Source organism: Thiofaba sp. EF100 (assembly GCF_039822285.1).
Classification (GTDB): domain Bacteria; phylum Pseudomonadota; class Gammaproteobacteria; order Halothiobacillales; family Halothiobacillaceae; genus Thiofaba.
Map to the genome: position 1 here is coordinate 85,482 of NZ_JBAJEY010000007.1, position 21,370 is coordinate 106,851.

Genomic DNA, 21,370 nt, shown 5'->3' on the forward strand with positions numbered 1-21,370 from the left:
CATGGCCGTGTATGCCGTAGGTGACCTGCAGGGTTGCCTGGATCCGCTGCGGCGGCTGCTGGAGCGGCTCGCCTTCGACCCGGCCCGCGACCGCCTGTGGCTGGTCGGCGACCTGGTCAACCGCGGCCCGCAATCCCTCGAAGCGCTGCGCTTCGTGCGCGACCTGGGCGAGGCAGCACTCACCGTCCTCGGCAACCACGACCTGCACCTGCTGGCCGTGGCCCTGGCGGGCAAGAAGACCAAGGGCAAGGATACCCTCACCCCCATCCTCGCCGCCCCCGACCGGGACGAACTCATCGACTGGCTGCGCCGCCAGCCCCTGCTGCACCACGAGCCGGACCTGCGGGCGGTCCTGGCGCATGCGGGCATCCCACCGGACTGGGACATCCCCACCGCCGCGGCCTGTGCGCGGGAGGTGGAGGCGGTGCTCGCGGGCGATGAGGTACGGGACTTCCTGGCCGAGATGTACGGCGATCACCCCGACCGCTGGGATGCCGGCCTGGATGGACTGGAGCGCCTGCGCTACACGGTCAACGCCCTCACCCGCATGCGCTACCTCACCCCGGACGGGCGGCTGGAATTCAAGTACAAGTGCGCGCCGGAACAGGCGCCGGACGGGTTGATCCCTTGGTATGCCGCCCCACGTGCGCCGCTCGGCGCGACGGTGGTGTTCGGCCACTGGTCGACCCTCGGCCGCATCCGCCTGCCTGGGGCCATCGGCCTGGACACCGGCTGCCTGTGGGGCGGGAGGCTGACCGCGGTGCGACTGGACGAGGAAGGCCTGCCGCTGGCCCATGAGGACTGCACGGGCTACCAGAAGCCGGGCTGAGCCGGCGGTCAGTGATCAGAGAAACAAACCGTTGATCGCTGCTCCCTGACGACCGGCCACTCACTGACCACTCCAGGGGTTACCAGCGCCCGAAGCTGACGGTGCCCGTCCCGCGCTCGTGGGGATAACGGCGCTGCAGGGTGATGAAGCTATAGGGCACGCTGTTCTCGTCATCCGCGGGGTGCTGCTCCTCGTGGATCACGCCCCAGTCACGCCGATCATAGGCCGGGAACCAGGTGTCCCCCTCGAAGCTGCCGTGCACCAGGGTCAGAATCATGCGGTCTGCGCGCGGCAGGAATTGGAAGTAGACGTTCGCCCCACCCGCCACCATGGCCTCCCCCGCATCGCCCGCCACTTCGCGCGCGGCCTCCAGTGCATCATTGATGGTGTGCGCCACGATCACGCCCTCAGGATGGTAGTTCGTATCGCGGGTGATCACGATGGTGGTGCGGCCCGGCAGGGGGCGGCCGATCGACTCGAAGGTCTTACGCCCCATGATGACCGGCTTGCCCAGAGTCATGGCCTTGAAGTGCCGCAGGTCGGCAGGCAGGCGCCAGGGCAGGCCGTCGCCCTTGCCGATCAGGCGCTGGCTGTCCATGGCGGCGATGATGGTGACACGCATGGCTTATTCGATCGGAGGTTGGCTCGGGTAGCGGGCGGAGCCGAATTTCAGCGCCAGCACCGCTGCAGTCAGGATAAGGATGCTACCCGAATAGACGAGGATTTCCTCCATGCTCATCGCCTTCATGTCCACCACGAGCACGCGGGTCAGCGCGGTGATGGCGATGTAGACGAGGAAGCGCACCGGCAGGCGGTGGGTGCGGAAGTAGATCCCCACCATGGCCAGCACTTCGAGGTAGATGAACAGCAGCAGGATGTCCTTCAGCGTCGGCGCCGCTTCACCCATGAAGATATGGCCGAACTCGCCGAAGGCCGACCAGACGGTGGCGACGGCGATGGCAAACAGCATCAGGTTATGCAGGAAGGAGGTGATGAAGTTGCCGACGCGGTCGACCACCCTGCTGTTGTGGATACGCGTACCGGACTCAGCCATGGCTTCAATGCTCCGTCAGACGGCCACCGGGGCCTTGATGTGGGGATGGAACTGGTAATCCTCGAGGCTGAAGTCCTCGAAGCGGAAGGCGAAGATGTCCTTCACCGCTGGATTCAGCCGCATGCGCGGGAGGGGGAGCGGCTCGCGCGAGAGCTGCAGGTCGGCCTGTTCCAGATGGTTCAGGTAGAGGTGGCAGTCGCCACCGGTCCAGATGAACTCGCCGGGCTGAAGGCCGGTCACCTGCGCCACCATCATGGTCAGCAAGGCGTAGCTCGCGATGTTGAACGGCACGCCGAGGAAGATGTCCGCGCTGCGCTGGTAGAGCTGGCAGGAGAGCCGGCCGTCCGCGACATAGAACTGGAAAAAGGCATGGCAGGGCGGCAGGGCCATCTTGTCGATCTCCCCCACATTCCAGGCGGAGACGATCAGGCGGCGCGAGTCCGGGTTGGTTTTGATCTGCTCGATGACCTGGCTGATCTGGTCGATGTGACGGCCGTCCGGCGCGGGCCAGCTGCGCCACTGCACGCCGTACACCGGCCCGAGCTCGCCGGCTTCGTCTGCCCACTCGTCCCAGATGCTGACGCCGTGCTCCTTGAGGTAGGCGATGTTGCTGTCCCCCCGCAGAAACCACAGCAGCTCGTGAATGATGGACTTGAGATGCAGCTTCTTGGTGGTGACCAGCGGAAACCCCGCGGAGAGGTCGAAGCGCATCTGGTAACCGAACACGCTGCGCGTGCCGGTGCCAGTGCGGTCGTGCTTCTCGATGCCGTGATCGCGCACGTGGCGCATCAGTTCAAGGTACTGCTTCATGCGTGCTGCCGCTTGCGGTAAGCCATGATGAGGAAGGATGCCCCGACAAGGATCATCGGCAAGGATAACAACATGCCCATGGACAGCCAGCCCCCGAAGATGAAGCCGAGATGGGCATCCGGCTCCCGGACCTGCTCCACGGCAAAGCGGAAGCAACCGTAGAGCAGCAAAAAGAGACCGGAGACGGCCATCCGCGGGCGGGGCCTGGCCGAGAACCACCACAGCAGGGCGAACAGCACGATGCCCTCGAGGAAGCCCTCATAGAGCATGGAGGGGTGGCGCGGCAGGCTGTCCACATGCGGGAACACCATGCCCCAGGGCAGCTCGGTCGGCCGCCCCCACAGCTCGCCATTGATGAAATTGCCCAGCCTTCCGGCCAGCAAGGCTGGCGGCACCAATGGGGCGACGAAATCAGCCACGGTGAAGAAATGGCGGTCCGTCCGGCGAGCATACCAGGCCATCGCCAGGATCACGCCCAGCAGGCCGCCGTGGAAGGACATCCCGCCCTCCCACACCCGCAGCAGCATCAGCGGGTCGGCAAGGAAGCTCTGGAACTTGTAGAACAGGACATAGCCGATCCGTCCGCCGAGGATCACCCCGAGCGCGATGTAGAACAGCATGTCCCCCGGCTCCTCCTTGCCAAAGCCCTTGGCCTCGGCACGCAGGCGGCCCAGGCCCCAGGCCAGGGCAAAGCCGACCAGGTACATCAACCCATACCAGTGGATCTTGAGCGGGCCGAGCTGGAGGGCGACGGGGTCGATGTGCGGGTAGACGAGCATGGCGGAGTCGGTGGTCAGGCGGGAAGGATGCGGGTGTAGACGGCCTTCAGGTAGTCCGTCTCGGGAATGGCCGGGTGCACCGGATGGTCGGCCCCTTGGCGACCGAATTCGAGGATCTGCATGGAGCGATCGACATGCCGCGCCGCGGCCCACATCAGCTCCGGCAGCTTGTCGCGCTGCAGGTGGTGCGAGCAGGAGCAGGAGATCAGGATGCCGTCGCGCGCCAGCACCTGCATGGCCAGCTGGTTGACCCGGCGGTAGGCGGCGAGCCCCGCCTCGACGTCCTTGCGCCGCTTGATGAAGGCCGGCGGGTCGCACACGACCACGTCGAAGCGCTCGCGCTCCTCACGCAGGCCGCGCAGGACCTCGAACACGTCGCCCTCGAGTGTGCGCAGCCCCTCGCCCACCCCATTCAGCCCGGCATTGACGCGCGCCTGCGTGAGGGCGAGTGCAGAGGCATCCACGCACACCGCCTCGCTCGCGCCGTGGCGCAGGGCCTGCACGCCCCAGCCGCCCATGTAGGAAAAGAGGTCCAGCACGCGCGCGCCCTTGACGTAGCGCGCAAGGCGCACGCGGTTGTCGGCCTGATCGAAAAACCAGCCGGTCTTCTGCCCATCCCACGGGCGCACGCGGAAGGTCGCGCCGTTCTCGATCAGATCGACCTCCTCCGGCACCTCGCCGTAGGCCAGCTCGATGCCCTTCTCCAGCCCCTCAAGCTCGCGGCTGGGGGTGTCGTTGCGCAGCAGGATGCCGGTGGGCCGCAGCACCTTGACCAGCGCCTCGATGATGGCCTCGCGCACCGCCTCCATGCCAGCCGTCGTGACCTGCGCCACCAGCACGTCGCCGTAGCGGTCGACCACGAGGCCCGGCAGGCCGTCGGCCTCGCCGTGCACCAGGCGGTAGTGCGGCGTCGGGAACAGGCGCTCGCGCAGGGACAGGGCGATCTTCAGCCGGTGCACGATCAGCGAACGGTCGAGCAGATGCTCGCCGCGGCCAAACATGCGCGCGGCGATCAGGGAGTGCGGATTGACGTAGGCCAGCCCCATCGCCTTGCCGTTGTTGGCCACCACCACCACCTGCTGACCCGGGGCGAAGCCGGTCAGCGGGGTCGCCTGGGTGTCGACCTCGTTGCTGTAGATCCAGGGATGACCGGCACGCAGGCGGCGGTCCTCGTTTTTCTTCAACCGCAGCAGGGCCAGGTTGGGGACATCGGCGTTCAGTGAGGTCATGCATGTCGCTCCTTACGACTTTGCATCATACCCCGTGCATGCGTCCCGGGGCGATGGCCCGCCATGCCCCGGCCACCGCCTTCATCGGGCCTTCATCCGTCTGCCACGGAAGTGCAACGCGGGATGCCTAGCATGCCCTGTCAAGTTGTATCCGGAGGTCCGCGCCATGACCACGAACGCCCATGAGTCCCGCCTGAAGGTCCAACTCGCCGCGCATGCGGATGACATTCAGCGCAGCCAGCGTCTGCGCCATCAGGTCTTCGTTGAGGAAATGGGCTGCAAGGCCCAGGTCGAAAACGGCCTGGAATTCGACCGCTATGACCCCTTCTGCCATCACCTGCTGGTGATCGATCAAGACAGCGACACCGTGGTCGCCAGCACCCGCATCCTCACCGACACCCAGGCCCGGGCCGCCGGCGGTTTCTACTCCGCCAACGAATTCGACATGGACATGATCCACCACCTGCCCGGCCGGGTGATGGAGATCGGCCGCACCTGCGTGCACCCCGAACATCGCAACGGCGCCACCATCGGCATGCTGTGGCAGGGGCTGGCCCGCTTCATGGAGATCCACCACATCGGCCACCTGTTCGGCTGCGCCAGCATCCCGATGCATGACGGGGGCCTCGCAGCACGCCAGATCTTGGACGAGCTGCGCGAAAAGCACCTGAGCCCCGAAGACCAGCGCGTGGTCCCCCGCCTGCCGCTGCCGAGGATCGACGCCGCCGTGCAGGCCGATGGCAAGGTGCGCATGCCGCCGCTGCTCAAGGCCTACATGCGCCTGGGCGCGCAGATCTGCGGCGAGCCCTGCTGGGACCCCGAATTCGGCTGCGCCGACATCTTCATCCTGCTCGATGTCGATCGCCTGCAGGCACGCTATCATCGCCACTTCGTCCTCCGTCAGGCCCCCATCCAGCATGAAGCCCGCCCGGCCGCCCGCGAGGTGGCTTAAGACCCTCAGGGTCGCCCTGCAGCTTGTGTGGGGCGTCCTGCGCATCCTCTTCATCCGCGATCCCTTCGCCCCGCGCAACGCCCGCGTCATCCGCGCCTGGCATGCGGCGGTGTGCCGAGCCCTGGGCCTTGACGTGGTGGTCCATGGCCAGCCGCTGCCCGGTGCGCTGTATGCCAGCAACCATGTCTCCTGGCTGGACATCCCGGTGCTCGCGAGCCAGATCGATCGATCCCGCTTCCTGTCGAAAGCCGAGGTGGGTGGCTGGCCGCTCATCGGCTTTCTCGCGCGCCGCGCCGGCACCCTGTTCATCCAGCGCGGCAACGGCCAGCAGGACGCCACGCAGCAGATCGCCGGGGCCCTGCGCCAAGGGCAGGGGGTGATGCTCTTCCCCGAGGCCACCACCACCAACGGCCTGCACCTCAAACGCTTCCATCCCCGCCTGTTGCAGGCCGCGGTGGAAGCAGGCTCCCCCATCCAGCCGGTCGCCATCCGCTACCTCGATGCCGAGGGGCAGCCCAACCCCCGTGCCGCCTACACCGGCAACGACAGTGTCACGGACACCCTGCGCCGCGTGGTGGCCGAAGACGGCATCCGTGTTGAGGTGCATTTCCTGCCCCCCATCCACCCCGCCGACCACTCGCGCAGCCAGCTCGCCTCTCTCGCCCACACCCGCGTGGCCGAGGCGCTGGGCTTCGCCCACCATGCCGAGGCGGGGACATGAGCACGCGGTGGTGGGCGACCAAGACACTGGATGAGATGAGCCCGCAGGAGTGGGAGAGCCTGTGCGACGGCTGCGGCCTGTGCTGCCTGCACAAGCTGGAGGACGAGGACGACGGCACGGTGTACACCACCAACGTGGCCTGTGAACTGTTGGACTGTGCCAGCGCGCGCTGTACGGACTACCCCAACCGCCAGCGGCGCGTGCCAGGCTGCACCGTGCTGCGCCCACAGGACGTGGCGCGCTTCCACTGGCTGCCGTCCACCTGTGCCTACCGTTGCCTCGCCGAAGGCCGTCCCCTGCCCGCCTGGCATCCGCTGCTCAGCGGCGACCCGGACTCCACCCGCAAGACCGGCCATTCGGTGGCCGGCCGCTGCCTATCCGCACGGGACATCCCCCTCGATGCCCTGGAGGATCACATCGTGGATTGGCCGATGCCCACCGAGTGATTCCGGTTGGTCTTGCCTGCCACGCTGCGGCCATGGACAATCCATGGTCATGCGCACACCCCCATCCCCCATCAAGACCTCACGTCGCCTGCTCGCCCTGTGGCTGGCGCTGTGCGTGGCCTTGCTCTCGACCCTGACGAGTCAGGTCGAGCTGGTCGAGGAAACGGTGGACTCGGTGCAGACCATCTCCGGGCTGGGCAGCATCGAGCTGCCCGATGCTCCGGATCATGACCCTTTCCCCCTGGGCCTCGCGGCGGCGGCTGACCGCCTGTGCAGCCCCCCCTCGCCCCTTCTCGCCCCTCCCTTCCAGCCCACCACCATCGCCCTGGACACCCCTCCCCCCCGACGGGTCTGATCCGGGTGCTTCCAGGAGCTCGGCCTGCACGCCGCGCTCGCAGGTGTCCCGCACCCTGATGTTGCCCCGTGCTCTGGCGGCCAACAGCGTGTCTGATCCGCTCGAGTCCAGATAAAGACCACGACGACCAGGTGGACACATGACCCTCCGTTCCCCGGGCCGCGCCCTGCCGACGGCAGCGCGACTGGCCCCGACCTTGCTGCTGCTCTCCCTGTCTGCCAGCCCTGCTCTGGCCCAGCCCGCAGGCCTCACTGAGCCACCGTCGCTCGCCGCGCTGAATACCTTGAGTCTCATTGGTGCCATCAACCTGACCCTTGACCGCTACCCCGACCTGGATGCGGCACGTGCCGCCCTGGACGAGGCCACGGCCCGCTTGGAGCAAACCCAGCGACTGCCTAACCCCGAGCTGGAGCTGCTGACCGGCCGGTTGCAGGGCCGCCGCGACGACGTGCCCGAGGGGGCGCGCCACAACCTCGGCCTGACCCAACCTTTGGTCTGGCCCGCCGCCCGTGCCGCGCGGTTCGAGGCGGGCCGCCAGGAGGTGGAGGTGGCGAAGATGGACTACGAGCGCATCCGCCTGGAGCTTGCTCATCAGGTCAAGCTCGCCTACCTGGAGGTTCTGCGCGCACAGAACCTGCTGCGCCTGGCGGAGGAGGATTACCAGCACATCCTCGGGGTGCGCGACCGGATCAAGGCCAAGGTGCAGGTGGGGGAGTCCCCCCGCTACGAGGCGGTGAAGGCGGAGGCCGAGGCCCTGACCGCCGCCCGCCAGGTGGAGGCGGCGAAGGACCAGCTGCGCGCCAGCCAGGCCCTCTTGGCCCATCTCACCGGGCGTGCGAGTAGTGCGCTCAGCCCGCTGAAAAGCCTGCCGCCGGAAAAGCTGGAGCTCGCCGAGCTGCATCAGGCCATGGTGCAGGGCAATCCGCGGTACGCCCAGGCGCGTGCACGCGTAGCCGCGGCCCGCGCGGGGGTGGAGGAGGCGCGTGCTGATCGCCTCCCGCCGCCCACCCTGAAGGCCCAGTTCGAACGCGCCCCGGACAGTGATGCCTGGCTGATCGGCCTAGCGCTGCCCGTGCCGCTGTTCGATCAACGGCAAGGGGTGGTGGCCGCGGCCGAGGCCCGCCTGGACCGCAGCCTGGCGGAAGGGCGGTTGGAGCTGTTGCAACTCGAACGCGCCCTGGAGCAGGCCTTCTACCAGTACCGTCGGGCGCGGACCCAGTGGCAGGCCCTGGAAGGGGGCCTTCTGACCGAGGCCAAGGCTGCCCTGACGGTGGCCGAGGAGGCCTTCCGCGCCGGTGAGCGCGTCATCCTGGACGTGCTCGATGCCCGCCGCACCCTGCGCGCCGTGCGCGTGGATGGCGTCCATGCCCTGTTTGATACCTATGCCGCCCTGGTCGAGCTCGAACGCCTGACCACCCGCCCCCTGCTTGCCGAGACTGCCGAATGAAAGCCTTTCCGTCCTCCCTGCTGGTATTGACCCTGAGCCTGATCCTCGCCGGTTGCCAGGACGCCCCGCCGCCCCCGGCCACCCCCACCGCCTCGGCCCCCCAGGACCCCTACCGCATCACCCCAGCGGCCAGTCTGCGCGAGCGCCTGACCCTGGCTACGGTGGAGATCGGCGAGTGGCGTGAAATCGAGCGCGTGCCGGGTTCGGTGCGGCTGGATGAGCGGCGCATGGCGCGCATCGGCTCGGCGGTCAGCGGCCGGGTCAGCAGCATCCTGGTGCAGCCTGGCGACAAGGTCGAGCGCGGGGATGTGCTCGCCATCCTCAACAGCACCGAGCTGGCCGAGGCCCAGCTGGCCTACCTCAAGGCCCTCTCCAACCGTCAGCTCAAGGCACGCGAGGTGCAGCGCGCCCGCGCGCTGGTGAACATCGGCGCGATCAGCGAGGCTGAATTGCAGCGGCGCGAGACCGATTACGACGAGGTGAGCTTCGAGGTCAGCGCCCTGGCCGACCAGCTGCGGGTGCTCGGCATGACGCCGCAGGCCATCGAACAACTGGCCAAGAGCCGCAAGATCAACTCCAGCGCCCCCTTGACCGCGGGCCTTGCGGGGACGGTGATCTCCCGCAGCATCGCCCCAGGGCAGGTGTTGCAGGCCACCGACGATGCCTTCGTCATCGCCGATCTTTCGCATGTGTGGGTGGTGGCGGAGGTGCCGGAGCAGGCCGCCTCTGACCTGGGCGTGGGCCAGCAGGTACGACTGCGCTTCCCGGCCCTGGACGAGGATGCCCCGCGGGTGGGCGAGCTAATCCACATCAGCGCCACGGTCAATCCCGAGACCCGCACCATCTCCGTGCGCTCGGACGTGGACAACGCCGATGGCCGCCTCAAGCCCGACATGCTGGCGATCATGGAGATCCATGGCCGCGCACAGCGCGTGCCTGTCATCGACGCGCGCGCCGTGGTGCGTGAGAACAACCTTGACTACGTGTTCGTCGAACAGACGGATGGCAGTTTCCGCCTCACCCCGGTCACCCTAGGCCCCGAGCGGGAGGGCCGGCGCCCGGTGCTCGGCGGACTGGAGGCCGGGGTGCGCATCGTCACCGACGGGGCCTTCCACCTCAACAACGAGCGTCGCCGCCAGGAGCTGGAGTAAGCCATGGTCAATGGTCTGATCCGCTTTGCGCTCGAGCAGCGCATCGTCATCGCCGCGCTGGCCCTGGTGCTGTTGGCCTTCGGCCTGTTCGCGGTGCAGAAGCTGTCGGTGGATGCCTTCCCCGATGTGACCAACGTGCAAGTGCAGATCGCCACCGAGGCCCCCGGCCGCTCGCCGGATGAGGTGGAGCGGCTGGTCACCGTACCGCTGGAGATTGCCATGACCGGCCTGCCGGGGCTGACCGAGCTGCGCTCGCTCAACAAGAACGGGCTGTCGCTGATCACCCTGGTGTTCACCGACGACACGGATGTCTATTTCGCCCGCCAGTTGGTGATGGAGCGGCTGTTGGAGGTCGGCGAGCGCCTGCCAGCCGGCATCACCCCCGTCTTGGGGCCGGTCTCCACGGGTCTTGGCGAGGTGTACCAGTACACCCTGGAGCATCCCAGTGACGGCCAGCGCGCCCTCAGCGAGCAGGAGCTGATGGAGCGGCGCATCGTGCAGGACTGGGTGGTCCGCCCCCTGCTGCGCGGCATCCCCGGGGTGGCGGAGATCAACTCCCAGGGCGGCTACGTCAAGCAGTACGAGGTGCTGACCCAGCCCTCGCTGCTGCGCCACTACGGGCTGACCCTGCAGGATGTGATGGAGGCCCTGCAGCGCAACAATGCCAACGCCGGGGGCGGCATCCTGCCGCAGGGGCCGGAGCAGTACCTGGTGCGTGGGGTCGGCCTTCTGCGCGATGCGCGCGACATCGAGATGATCGTGCTCAAGGAGGTCAACGGCATCCCGGTGTACATCCGCGATGTGGCGAGCGTGCGCATCGGTCACATGGTGCGCCACGGGGCGGTGATCAAGAATGGCGACACCGAGGCCGTCGGTGGCATCGTCATGATGATCCGCGGCGGCAATGCCAAGGAGGTGGTCAGCCGCATCCAGCAGCGCGTGGCGGAGATCAACGCGCGCGGCATGCTGCCGGGCGGGCTGAAGATCGTTCCCTACTATGATCGCAGCGAACTGGTGGACGCCGCCCTGTTCACCGTGGTCAAGGTGCTGCTGGAGGCGGTGGTATTCGTCATCATCGTGCTGGTGGTCTTCCTCGGCGACTGGCGCTCCTCGCTGATCGTGGTCGCCACCCTCATCCTCACCCCGCTGGTCACCTTCATGGTGATGAACGAGGTGGGGCTGTCGGCCAACCTGATGTCGCTTGGGGGTCTGGCGATTGCCATTGGCCTGATGGTGGATGGCGCGGTGGTGATGGTGGAGAACGCCTATGCCCACCTTGGCCGCCCGGAGAACCGCGGCGAGAGCCGCCTGCGGGTCATCCTCGGCGCCGCACGCGAGGTCAGCACGCCGGTGGTGTTCGGAGTGGGGATCATCATCCTCGTCTTCCTCCCCCTGATGACCCTGCAGGGCATGGAGGGCAAGATGTTCGCCCCGCTCGCCTACACCATCGCCATTGCCCTGGCGGTGGCGCTGGTGCTGGCCCTCACCCTCACCCCGGTGCTCGCCTCCTACATCCTCAAGGGCGGCAAGGAGCACGACACGCGCCTCATTGCCCTGCTCAAGCGCCCGTATCTGGCCCTGCTCGACTGGGCCCTGGGGCATGAGCGCACGGTGATTGGCGCGGCGGCCGGGCTTTTGGCCCTCACCCTCGGGCTGTTTGGCATGCTCGGCACCTCGTTCATCCCCGAGATGAAGGAAGGGTCGCTGGTGCCGAACATCATCCGCGTGCCCAATATCAGCCTGGACGAGTCGATCAAGATGGAAATGGAGGCGATGAAGCGGGTGAGCGAGGTGCCGGGGGTCAAATCGGCCATCTCGGGCCTGGGCCGCGGCGAGAGCCCGGCCGACCCGCAGGGGCAGAACGAGTCCACCCCGATCGTCTCGCTGCTGCCGCGTGACCAATGGCCGGAAGGCTGGACCCAGGACGACATCGCCGAGGCGATCCGCGAGAAGCTCGCGGTGCTGCCCGGGGCGCAGATCGTCATGGCCCAGCCGATCTCCGACCGGGTGGATGAGATGGTCACCGGGGTGCGCTCGGACGTGGCGGTCAAGGTGTTTGGCGATGATCTGGAGCTGCTCAAGGCCAAGGCCGAGGAGATCGCCCGCCTCGCCGGCACCATCCCCGGCGCGCGCGACATCCGCGTCGAGCGCATCACCGGTCAGCAGTACCTGAACATCGACATCGACCGCCAGGCCCTGGCCCGCCACGGGCTGAACGTGGCCGAGGTCAATGACATGATCGAGACCGCCATCGGCGGGCGGATTGCCACCGAGCTGTACGAGGGCGAGCGTCGCTTTGGCGTGCTGCTGCGCTACCCGGAGATGTACCGCGACAACATCGCCGGCATCCGCCGTCTGCAGCTGATCGCCCCGGGCGGGGAGCGGGTGCCGCTGGAGGATGTGGCGCGCATCGAGGTCCTGGACGGACCGGCGCAGATCAGCCGGGAGAATGCCAAGCGGCGGATCGTGGTCGGGGTCAACGTGCAGGGGCGCGATCTCGGCGGCTTCGTCGCCGAGCTGCAGGCCGCCACGGCGGCCAAGATCAGCCTGCCGGAGGGCTATTACCTCGAATGGGGCGGGCAGTTCCAGAACATGGACCGGGCGATGAAGCATCTGATGATCATCATCCCCGCGACCGTGGCGGCGATCTTCTTCCTGTTGTTCATGCTCTTCAACTCGGTGCGCATGGCCACCCTGATCATGTTGGTCTTGCCCTTCGCCTCCATCGGCGGGGTCATTGCCCTCTTGATCACCGGCGAGTACCTCTCGGTACCGGCCTCGGTGGGCTTCATTGCCCTGTGGGGGATTGCCGTGCTCAATGGCGTGGTGCTGATCTCCTATGTGCGCAGCCTGCGCGACGAGGGCCTGGCGCAGAAGGACGCCCTGCGTCAGGCCTGCCAGCAGCGCTTCCGGCCAGTGATGATGACTGCGACCGTGGCCATGCTGGGACTTATCCCCTTCCTGTTTGCCTCAGGGCCTGGCTCGGAGGTGCAAAAGCCGCTCGCGATCGTCGTGATCGGCGGGTTGATCACTTCCACCCTGCTGACCCTGGTGGTGCTACCCACCCTGTATCGTTTCTTTGAAGAGCGCCGCGTGGAGGCCTGAGCATGAAAGAGATCAAAGCCATCGTCCAGCCGCACCGGCTGCCCAAGATCCGCGCGGCCTTCCGCCACATCAAGGACTTTCCCGGCATGACCGTCACCCGCGTTGAGGGCGCCGGGGCCAACGAGCGGCGGGAGGTGCGCAGCATCAAGGACGAGCTGGCGGAATACTCCCCCAAGGTGCGGATCGAGATCCTCTGCCCCAACGAGCTGGTGGAGGGCATCCTCCAGGTGCTGGTGGAGGTGGGGCATACCGGCAACCGCGGGGATGGGGTGGTGTGGGTGACCTCGGTCGAGCGCATGATCAAGCTCACCGAGAAGATCGAGGTGGTGGATATCCCGCATTAAGCCCGATCACGGGCCGCCTCACCCCCGCGCCGGCATAAGGCGCAAGGCCAGGAACACCCCCGCTGCGGCCACCACGATGGACGGCCCGGCAGGGGTGTCGTAGTGCAGGGAGGCCATGAGCCCCAGGGCAACCGCCAGCGCGCCGATCCCGGCCGCCCCCAGGGCCATCTGCACCGGCGTGCGCGCCAGCCGCCGCGCAGCGGCGGCGGGAATGATCAGCATGGACACGGTCAGAAGGATGCCGACCAGCTTCATCGCCAGCGCAACGAACACCGCCAGCACCAGCATGAAGGCCAGGCGCAGGACCATCACCCGCCGCCCCTCCACCGCGGCCAGCTCCTCGTGCACCGTCAGGCTGAGCAGCCCCTGCCACAGCCAGGCCAGCAGCGCGAGGCCCAGCAGGTCGGCCACAGCGATCCACAGCAGCTCCTGCGGGCGCAGGGCGAGGATGTCGCCGAACAGGTAGGCGAACAGGTCGACCCGCACCTCCTCCATGAAGGCCAGCACGACGAGACCGAGGGCGAGGCTGGCATGAGCCAACAGGCCGAGGAGGGTGTCCTCCGCCAGCCCCTCCGCCGGATGCCGGCGCGCCAGGACGATGGCGATCACCGCCCCCACCGCCGCTACGCCAATCATCGGTTCAAGATGAAGGAGCAGGCCGAGGCCGACCCCAAGGAAGGCCGAATGGGCCAGGGTTTCGCCGAAATAGGCCATCCGCCGCCAGACCACGAAGCAGCCGAGCGGCCCGGCCAGCAGCGCCACACCCACGCCACCGAGCAGGGCATAGCCGAGGAAATCGGGAACCGGGAACTCAATCATGCCTGCACTCCTTGCCACACTCCGGGCCATGCCGCTGTCCGTGTGGAATCACGTTGCCGTGGAGGTCGTGGTGGTGGTCGTGCCGATGCTGGTAGAGCGCAAACCCCTCCCAGTCCGGGCCGAACAGGCGCAGGTACTCGGGATGGCGGCTGATCGACTCGGGCGTGCCAACGCAGCAGACATGGCGCTCCAGACACACCACCTCGTCGGTCGCCGCCATGACCAGGTGCAGGTCGTGCGAGATCATCAACACACCGCAGCCCGTTTCATCCCGCAGGCGGGCAATCAGGGCATACAGCTCCTGCTGGCCGTGCACGTCCAGCCCCTGCGCGGGCTCATCCAGCACCAACAGGTCCGGTCGGCGCAGCAGGGCGCGCGCCAGCAGGATGCGCTGCATCTCGCCGCCGGACAGCGCGCGCAGCTGCCGCTGCCGCAGGTATCCCGCGCCCAACCCGTCAAGCACCTCGCTCCGATGCCCGGCGCTGCTCGCCCCCGCCAGGCGCAGGAAGGCATCCACGTCCATCGGCAAGGAGGGGGGCGGCTGAAAGCGCTGCGGCACGTAGCCCACCACCAGCCCCTCGCGGCGTTCGATCCGCCCCGCATCGGCCTTCATCAGCCCAAGCAGCACACGCACCAGCGTGGTCTTGCCCGCCCCATTGGGCCCCACCAGGGTGACGATCTGGCGCGGGGCGACCGAAAGCCCAACCCCGTCGAGCAAGCGTGTTCCGTCACGCTCGACAGTCACGCCTTCCGCCTGGATCAGAGAAGAGGTATCCGCCATGCATGCCTCCATCGCCACGTTTTGGCGCTATGATGTGGCGTTATAAAGTAACGTCATTGTTGCACACACAGGTGTCCCCATGCGATTCATCCGCCATCTACTGCCCATCCTCGCCCTGGCCATCAGTGCACCGCTCGCGGCTGCCCCACAGGTCGCCACCAGCATCAAACCCATCGACGACCTGGTGCGCGCGGTGATGGAGGGCGTCGGCGAACCCATCCGTCTTATTCCCCCCGGCAGCTCGCCCCATACCTACGCCCTCAAGCCTTCCGAACGGCTGGCGCTGGACAAGGCGGACGTGCTGTTCTGGATCGGTCCGGAGGTCGAGACCGCGCTGGCCAAGGCCAGCAAGACCCTGCGCCCCAGCGCCCGCATCATCACCCTCTCGACCCTGCCGGACATCGAGCTTCTCCCCGCCCGCACCGGCGGCGACTGGGAAAGAAAGCACCCCGCCCCCAAGCGTGACGAGCACGACGAGCACCACCACGGCGGCAGCTTCGATGGCCATCTCTGGCTCGCCCCGGCCAATGCCAGCATGATCGTGCGCGCCGCCAGCGCCACCCTGTCCGCCGCCGACCCCGAGCACGCCCCTCAGTATGCCGCCAATGCCGAGAAGGCCATCCGCCGCCTTGCCGCCCTCAACGATGAACTGGAGCGCAAGCTTGAGCCGGTGGCCGACAAGCCCTTTATCGTCTTCCACGACGCCTACCAGTATTTCGAACACGCCTACGGCCTGCGTGCCGCTGGCTCCATCCTGGTGAGCCCCGAGGCCATGGCCTCCGCCGGCCGGGTGCAGGCCATGCGGGAGAAGATCAAACAGCTCGGCGCGGTATGCGTGTTCAGCGAGCCGCAGTTCGAACCCAAGCTGGTGCAGACCCTGATCGAGGGCACCCCGGCCCGCACCGGCGTACTCGACCCCCTGGGCGCCCAGCTCCCGCCGGGGCTTGAAGGCTACGAGCAACTGCTGCGCCAGCTGGCCGACAACCTGACGGCCTGTCTGGCAGCGGCGCGTTAACCGGGCAATATGCGTTTCACCCTCTCCCCCGGCCCCTCCCCCCTCAAGGGGGAGGGGAGAAAGGCGTGCCCCCTCCGGCAGCACTCAGCCCGAACATAGCACGTTCCCTCCCCACCTCGGGGGGAGGGTTAGGGAGAGGGGGCAACGCCCTATCCCGCTCACTCACCCCCAGCACTTTCCCCTCGCCAACCCCAAGGCACACCGGGCCCGACCTGTTACAATCGCCCACCTGTTTTGACCCTCCACCGATCCTGGCAGGTTTCCGGCATGTCCCCTCTCACCCGCGACCAGCGCCTCGCCGCGCTCCACGCCGCTTTGCGCGAGCGCATCGTCATCCTCGACGGCGCCATGGGCACCATGATCCAGCGCTACAAGCTCGACGAGGCAGCCTACCGCGGGGATCGCTTCAAGGATTGGGGCCATGACCTGAAGGGCAACAACGACCTGCTGGTGCTGACCCAGCCTGCGATCATCCGCGAGATCCACCAAGCCTACCTCGAGGCCGGGGCGGACATCCTCGAGACCAACAGCTTCAATGCCACCCGCATTGCCATGGCGGACTACGCCATGGAGGAGTTGTCCTACGAGATCAACGTCGCGGCGGCCCGCCTGGCGCGTGAGGCGGCGGATGCGATGACCGCCAAGACGCCCGACCGCCCCCGCTTCGTCGCCGGCGTGCTCGGCCCCACCAACCGCACCGCCAGCATCTCGCCGGACGTCAATGACCCGGGCTTTCGCAACGTCAGCTTCGACCAGCTGGTGGAAGCGTACACCGAGTCCACCCGCGGCCTGATCGAGGGCGGCGCGGACATCATCCTGATCGAGACCATCTTCGACACCCTCAACGCCAAGGCGGCGGTGTTCGCAGTGGAGAAGGTGTTCGACGAGGATGGCCTGCGACTTCCGGTGATGATCTCCGGCACCATCACCGACGCCTCTGGCCGCACCCTCTCCGGGCAGACCACCGAGGCGTTCTACAACAGCCTGCGCCATGCAAAGCCGCTGTCCATGGGCCTCAACTGCGCCCTCGGCCCGGACCTATTGCGCCAGTACGTGGAGGAGATGGCGCGGGTCTCCGAGTTCTACGTCTCCGCCCACCCCAACGCCGGCCTGCCGAACGAGATGGGCGAGTACGACCTCGACGCCGATCCGATGGCCGCGCAGATTGCCGAATGGGCGGATTCAGGCTTCCTCAATATCGTCGGCGGCTGCTGCGGCACCACCCCGGAGCACATCCGCGCCATCGCCCAGGCGGTGGCCGGCAAGCCGCCGCGCGTGCCGCCCAAGCCCGAACCCGCCTGCCGCCTGTCGGGTCTGGAGCCGTTCAACATCACCGCCGAGTCGCTATTCGTCAACGTCGGCGAGCGCACCAACGTCACCGGCTCGGCGCGCTTCCGCCGCCTGATCAAGGAGGGCGACTACACCACCGCACTGGAGGTGGCGCGCCAGCAGGTGGAGGCCGGGGCGCAGATCATCGACATCAACATGGACGAGGGGATGATCGACGGCCAGGAGGCCATGGTGCGCTTTTTGAACCTGATCGCCGCCGAGCCGGACATCGCCCGCGTCCCGATCATGATCGACTCCTCCAAATGGGAGATCCTGGAGGCGGGGCTCAAGTGCATCCAGGGCAAGGGCATCGTCAACTCCATCTCGCTCAAGGAGGGCGAGGCGAAGTTCATCGAGCAGGCCCGCCTGTTGCGCCGCTATGGCGCGGCGGTGGTGGTGATGGCCTTCGACGAGGTCGGCCAGGCGGACACCTACCAGCGCAAGATCGAGATCTGCGCGCGCTCCTACCGCGTGCTGGTGGATGAGGTCGGCTTCCCGGCCGAGGACATCATCTTCGACCCCAACATCTTTGCCATCGCCACCGGCATCGAGGAGCACAACCACTACGCGGTGGACTTCATCGAGGCCACCGCCTGGATCAAACAAAACCTGCCGCACGCCATGGTCTCCGGTGGGGTGTCCAACGTCTCCTTCAGCTTCCGCGGCAATGAGCCGGTGCGCGAGGCGATCCACGCGGTCTTCCTCTACCACGCCATCAAGGCCGGGATGACCATGGGCATCGTCAACGCCGGCCAGCTTGCGATTGTCGATGAGCTGCCCGCCGAGCTGCGCGAGCGGGTCGAGGACGTGGTGCTCGACCGCCGCCCGGATGCCACCGAACGGATGCTGGAGATCGCCGAAAAGTACCGCGGTCACGGTGCCGGCGCGGAGGTCAAGGAGGACCTGGAATGGCGCAGCTGGCCGGTGGCCAAGCGCCTGGAACACGCCCTGGTCAAGGGCATCGACGCCTTTGTCGAGCAGGATGTCGAGGAGGCCCGCCAGGCCTTCGAGCGCCCGCTGCACGTGATCGAAGGCCCGCTGATGGACGGCATGAACGTGGTGGGCGACCTGTTCGGCGCCGGCAAGATGTTCCTGCCGCAGGTGGTCAAATCCGCGCGGGTGATGAAGAAGGCGGTCGCCTACCTCATGCCCTACATGGAGGCCGAGAAGGGCACCTGCCAGACCACCTCCGCCGGCAAGGTGCTGATGGCCACGGTCAAGGGCGATGTGCACGACATCGGCAAGAACATCGTCGGGGTGGTACTGCAGTGCAACGGCTTCGAGGTCATCGACCTCGGGGTCATGGTGCCGGCACAGACCATCCTCGACACGGCGGTGAAGGAGAACTGCGACCTCATCGGCCTCTCCGGCCTGATCACCCCCTCACTCGATGAGATGGTGCACGTGGCGAAGGAGATGCAGCGCCTCGGCATCAAGACCCCGCTGATGATCGGCGGGGCCACCACCTCCAAGATCCACACCGCGGTCAAGATCGCCCCGGTCTGTGACCATCCGGTGGTCTACGTGGTGGATGCCTCGCGCGCGGTGGGGGTGGCCTCCAACCTCTTGGGCGCCAACCGCGAGCAGTACGCCGCCGAGATCCGCGAGGAATACCGCCTGCTGGCCGAGCAACGCGCGGCCAACCGGCGTGAGGGCAAGCGGGTGAGCCTGGAGGCCGCGCGGCAGAACCGGCTCAAGCTGGCGTTTGGCTTCGCCGCCTCCCACCCTCACCCCCTCTCCCCTCAAGGGCGAGGGGAGGACAAGCCCCTCCCCCCTGGCGGGGGAGGGGTTGGGGAGAGGGGGGCGGCCACCTGCCAAGCCGGCTGCTGCACCCCGCCCACCCCGGGCTACCTGCCGCCCAAACCGAGCTTCCTTGGCACCCGGGTGTTCGAGGACTACCCGCTCGAAGACCTGGTGGAGCGCATCGACTGGACACCCTTCTTCCAGGCCTGGGAGCTGGCCGGCCGCTTCCCGGCCATCCTCGACGACGAAATTGTCGGCATCGAGGCGCGCAAGCTCTACGCCGACGCCCAGGCGATGCTGGAGCGGATCGTGCGCGAGAAATGGCTCAAGGCCGCCGCCGTGATCGGCTTCTGGCCGGCCAACAGCGTGGACTTCGATGACATCGAGCTGTACACGGACGACACCCGCAGCCAGGTGCTCACGAGGCTCCACCACATTCGCCAGCAGATGGAGCGCCAGGCGGGCAAGCCCAACCTGTGCCTGTCTGACTTCATCGCCCCCAAGGAGAGCGGTGTGCCGGATTATCTTGGCGGCTTTGCGGTCACCGCCGGGATCGGCATCGACGCGAAACTCGCCGAGTTCGAGGCCCAGCACGACGACTACCACGCCATCCTGCTCAAGGCCCTGGCCGACCGCCTGGCCGAGGCCTTCGCCGAGCGCATGCACGAGCGCGTGCGCAAGGAATTCTGGGGCTATGCGCCGAACGAGAACTACAGCAACGAGGAGCTGATCAAGGAGGCCTACCGCGGCATCCGCCCCGCCCCCGGCTACCCGGCCTGCCCCGACCACACCGAGAAGGGGACGATGTGGGGCCTGCTCCAACCCGACGCGCGCATTGGTCTGAAACTCACCGAAAGCTATGCCATGTACCCCACTGCCGCGGTCTCCGGCTGGTACTTCGCCCACCCGCAGGCGCAGTACTTCGGGGTGGGCAAGATCGGCCGCGACCAGGTCGAGGACTACGCCCGCCGCAAGGACTGGAGTCTCGCCGAGGCCGAGCGCTGGCTCGCGCCGATTTTGGGTTACGATCCGGATTAAGCCCTATTCTCCATACCACGGCGTGGCATGACCTCCCCGTGCCGCGCCCTCCCCCTCCCTCCCCGTGGATCTCAGCATGAACTACACCCCCGCCCCCATCACCGACGCCGAACTCGAGGAACTCGAGAACTTCCTGCTCTCCGAACAGGTTCCCGAGGAGAGCATGAGCCTGTCCGAGCTGGACGGCTTCCTCACCGCCCTAGCGGTTGGCCCCGAGGTCGTGCCGCCGAGTGAATGGCTGCCGGTGGTCTGGCAGGGCGAAGGCCCGGTCTTCGACAGCCCCGCCGAGGTCGAGCGCGTACTGGGGCTGATCCTCGCCCTCAACGCCCGCATCGTCGAAGGCATCCAGCAGGACGAGCTTGCGCCGATGTTCAACATCGAGGTCCAGGACGACGGTTCCGAGCTGATGACCCCGGATGGCTGGTGCTGGGGCTTCATGCAGGGCGTCATGCTGCGCGAGGACGCATGGAAGCCGCTGCTCGACTCCGAGGACGGCGAGTTGCTCGACCCGATCGCGATGATCGCCGGCGGTGGCCGCCAGCTGCCCGAGTTCGCCGAAATCCAGAACTCCCCCGAGGACTACGAGGAGTTCCTCGACATGATCAGCGGCTCAGCCCTGGACATCCGCGACTACTGGGCCGAGCGCCGCAAGCCGGCCGCCCCCGGCAACCTGCACTGAGACTCCGGCGACCAGGACCGTAAGGACGTCCCGATAAAGAAAGGCCCGGCAGACAAACGCTGCCGGGCCTTCTCATCCTCGCCCACGAAACCTGTCGGGGCGAAGCGCCTCTCGATCAGCCGATGGCGATCTTGTGCTGCTTGACCTTCTCCCGCTTGGGCAGGATCAGTTCGAGCACGCCGTCCTTGAAGCTGGAGGTCGCCTTCTCCGCGTCCACCGCGGCGGGCAGGGTGATGCAGCGCTCGAACGACTGGCTGCTGATTTCGCGCCGGTGGTAACGGCCCTTCTCGTCCGCGACCTTCTCATGCCGGCTGGCCCCCTTGATGACGAGATCCTCGCCCATCAGGGACACCTCGATCTCATCCTTGCTCAGACCGGGAATCTCCGCACGCACCACGATCTCGCTCTCCCGGTCGACGACGTCCATCTTCGGGAAGCGCGCTTCCATGGTGGCCATCATCTCGCCCCACATCGGCCGCTCCCACAGCGGACGCATCCAGCCACGACGCGGGAAAAAGGACTCGAACAGCTGTTCCATCTCTTCGAACGGGGTAAGGGCCCGGACGGAAGGCTCCTTGCGCACTGCGACTTCCGTGCCCTTCTGCTTCTCTTCTTTAGCCATGGTCACATCCTCAACATGCAGTGGATGATCGAACGAATGCTCAATGCGGGGGAACGACTTGGAACCCCATCTTTATTTAGCAAAGGTACTTGGGTTCCGCCACACGCCCCCGCAGGATGTCC

Annotated in this window: 20 protein-coding genes; 12 read left to right on the forward strand and 8 right to left on the reverse strand. The window is 67.2% G+C overall.

Features of this window, described 5'->3' with window-relative positions; all coding sequences use genetic code 11:
• Position 1: 1 nt before the first annotated feature.
• Positions 2–829: a symmetrical bis(5'-nucleosyl)-tetraphosphatase gene (locus V6D91_RS11245; protein WP_347320554.1), complete on the forward strand. Its 828-nt coding sequence runs from the start codon at positions 2–4 to the stop codon at positions 827–829.
• A gap of 79 nt (positions 830–908) precedes the next feature.
• Here the strand turns inward: V6D91_RS11245 and V6D91_RS11250 are convergent, their stop codons facing one another.
• The 5 genes from V6D91_RS11250 to V6D91_RS11270 are packed head-to-tail and all read right to left on the reverse strand — an operon-like array spanning position 909 to position 4,701.
• Complete coding sequence (locus V6D91_RS11250) at positions 909–1,451, reverse strand: dihydrofolate reductase (RefSeq protein WP_347320556.1); 543 nt, start codon at positions 1,449–1,451, stop codon at positions 909–911.
• 3 nt (positions 1,452–1,454) lie between these two features.
• Positions 1,455–1,883, reverse strand: a complete 429-nt coding sequence (locus tag V6D91_RS11255) for a phosphate-starvation-inducible PsiE family protein (protein ID WP_347320558.1) — start codon at positions 1,881–1,883, stop codon at positions 1,455–1,457.
• A gap of 15 nt (positions 1,884–1,898) precedes the next feature.
• Positions 1,899–2,693, reverse strand: coding sequence for a thymidylate synthase (locus V6D91_RS11260; protein WP_347320560.1), 795 nt, complete (start codon positions 2,691–2,693; stop codon positions 1,899–1,901).
• The gene (gene lgt, locus V6D91_RS11265) at positions 2,690–3,472 is read right to left on the reverse strand and encodes a prolipoprotein diacylglyceryl transferase (protein ID WP_347320562.1); all 783 of its coding nucleotides are present in this window, start codon (positions 3,470–3,472) and stop codon (positions 2,690–2,692) included. The genes V6D91_RS11260 and lgt overlap by 4 nt, the downstream gene beginning before the upstream one ends.
• 14 nt (positions 3,473–3,486) lie before the next feature.
• Complete coding sequence (locus V6D91_RS11270; protein ID WP_347320564.1) at positions 3,487–4,701, reverse strand: class I SAM-dependent rRNA methyltransferase; 1,215 nt, start codon at positions 4,699–4,701, stop codon at positions 3,487–3,489.
• Between the two features lie 166 nt (positions 4,702–4,867).
• Between V6D91_RS11270 and V6D91_RS11275 the strand changes: the two genes are divergently transcribed.
• From V6D91_RS11275 to V6D91_RS11310, 8 genes are all read left to right on the forward strand, one after another.
• Positions 4,868–5,653: a GNAT family N-acyltransferase gene (locus tag V6D91_RS11275; RefSeq protein WP_347320565.1), complete on the forward strand. Its 786-nt coding sequence runs from the start codon at positions 4,868–4,870 to the stop codon at positions 5,651–5,653.
• Positions 5,619–6,374, forward strand: coding sequence for a lysophospholipid acyltransferase family protein (locus V6D91_RS11280; protein WP_347320567.1), 756 nt, complete (start codon positions 5,619–5,621; stop codon positions 6,372–6,374). Before V6D91_RS11275 ends, V6D91_RS11280 begins: the two co-directional genes overlap by 35 nt.
• Positions 6,371–6,820 (forward strand): YcgN family cysteine cluster protein, encoded by a 450-nt coding sequence (locus V6D91_RS11285; protein WP_347320569.1) that lies wholly within the window; start codon positions 6,371–6,373, stop codon positions 6,818–6,820. The genes V6D91_RS11280 and V6D91_RS11285 overlap by 4 nt, the downstream gene beginning before the upstream one ends.
• 49 nt (positions 6,821–6,869) lie before the next feature.
• The gene (locus V6D91_RS11290; RefSeq protein WP_347320571.1) at positions 6,870–7,175 is read left to right on the forward strand and encodes a hypothetical protein; all 306 of its coding nucleotides are present in this window, start codon (positions 6,870–6,872) and stop codon (positions 7,173–7,175) included.
• Between the two features lie 139 nt (positions 7,176–7,314).
• The gene (locus tag V6D91_RS11295; protein WP_347320573.1) at positions 7,315–8,622 is read left to right on the forward strand and encodes a TolC family protein; all 1,308 of its coding nucleotides are present in this window, start codon (positions 7,315–7,317) and stop codon (positions 8,620–8,622) included.
• Positions 8,619–9,773, forward strand: coding sequence for an efflux RND transporter periplasmic adaptor subunit (locus V6D91_RS11300; protein ID WP_347320575.1), 1,155 nt, complete (start codon positions 8,619–8,621; stop codon positions 9,771–9,773). Before V6D91_RS11295 ends, V6D91_RS11300 begins: the two co-directional genes overlap by 4 nt.
• A gap of 3 nt (positions 9,774–9,776) precedes the next feature.
• The gene (locus V6D91_RS11305) at positions 9,777–12,878 is read left to right on the forward strand and encodes a CusA/CzcA family heavy metal efflux RND transporter (RefSeq protein ID WP_347320577.1); all 3,102 of its coding nucleotides are present in this window, start codon (positions 9,777–9,779) and stop codon (positions 12,876–12,878) included.
• A gap of 2 nt (positions 12,879–12,880) precedes the next feature.
• A complete protein-coding gene (locus V6D91_RS11310) occupies positions 12,881–13,222 on the forward strand; it encodes a P-II family nitrogen regulator (RefSeq protein WP_347320579.1) in 342 nt (113 codons plus the stop codon).
• Between the two features lie 18 nt (positions 13,223–13,240).
• Here the strand turns inward: V6D91_RS11310 and V6D91_RS11315 are convergent, their stop codons facing one another.
• Together V6D91_RS11315 and V6D91_RS11320 are read right to left on the reverse strand one after the other, a co-directional pair.
• Complete coding sequence (locus V6D91_RS11315; RefSeq protein ID WP_347320604.1) at positions 13,241–14,038, reverse strand: metal ABC transporter permease; 798 nt, start codon at positions 14,036–14,038, stop codon at positions 13,241–13,243.
• The gene (locus V6D91_RS11320; RefSeq protein ID WP_347320582.1) at positions 14,034–14,822 is read right to left on the reverse strand and encodes an ATP-binding cassette domain-containing protein; all 789 of its coding nucleotides are present in this window, start codon (positions 14,820–14,822) and stop codon (positions 14,034–14,036) included. Before V6D91_RS11320 ends, V6D91_RS11315 begins: the two co-directional genes overlap by 5 nt.
• 79 nt (positions 14,823–14,901) lie before the next feature.
• On the opposite strand from V6D91_RS11320, the gene V6D91_RS11325 reads away from it, so the two are divergent.
• The 3 genes from V6D91_RS11325 (at position 14,902) to V6D91_RS11335 (ending at position 20,626) form a co-directional block, all read left to right on the forward strand.
• Entirely contained in the window at positions 14,902–15,837 is a 936-nt protein-coding gene (locus V6D91_RS11325; RefSeq protein ID WP_347320584.1) for a zinc ABC transporter substrate-binding protein, read from the forward strand.
• A 267-nt stretch (positions 15,838–16,104) separates the two neighbouring features.
• Positions 16,105–19,947, forward strand: a complete 3,843-nt coding sequence (gene metH, locus V6D91_RS11330; RefSeq protein ID WP_347320586.1) for a methionine synthase — start codon at positions 16,105–16,107, stop codon at positions 19,945–19,947.
• A 76-nt stretch (positions 19,948–20,023) separates the two neighbouring features.
• Positions 20,024–20,626: a YecA family protein gene (locus tag V6D91_RS11335; RefSeq protein WP_347320588.1), complete on the forward strand. Its 603-nt coding sequence runs from the start codon at positions 20,024–20,026 to the stop codon at positions 20,624–20,626.
• A 115-nt stretch (positions 20,627–20,741) separates the two neighbouring features.
• Here the strand turns inward: V6D91_RS11335 and V6D91_RS11340 are convergent, their stop codons facing one another.
• The gene (locus tag V6D91_RS11340; RefSeq protein ID WP_347320590.1) at positions 20,742–21,248 is read right to left on the reverse strand and encodes an Hsp20/alpha crystallin family protein; all 507 of its coding nucleotides are present in this window, start codon (positions 21,246–21,248) and stop codon (positions 20,742–20,744) included.
• Between the last annotated feature and the right edge of the window lie 122 nt (positions 21,249–21,370).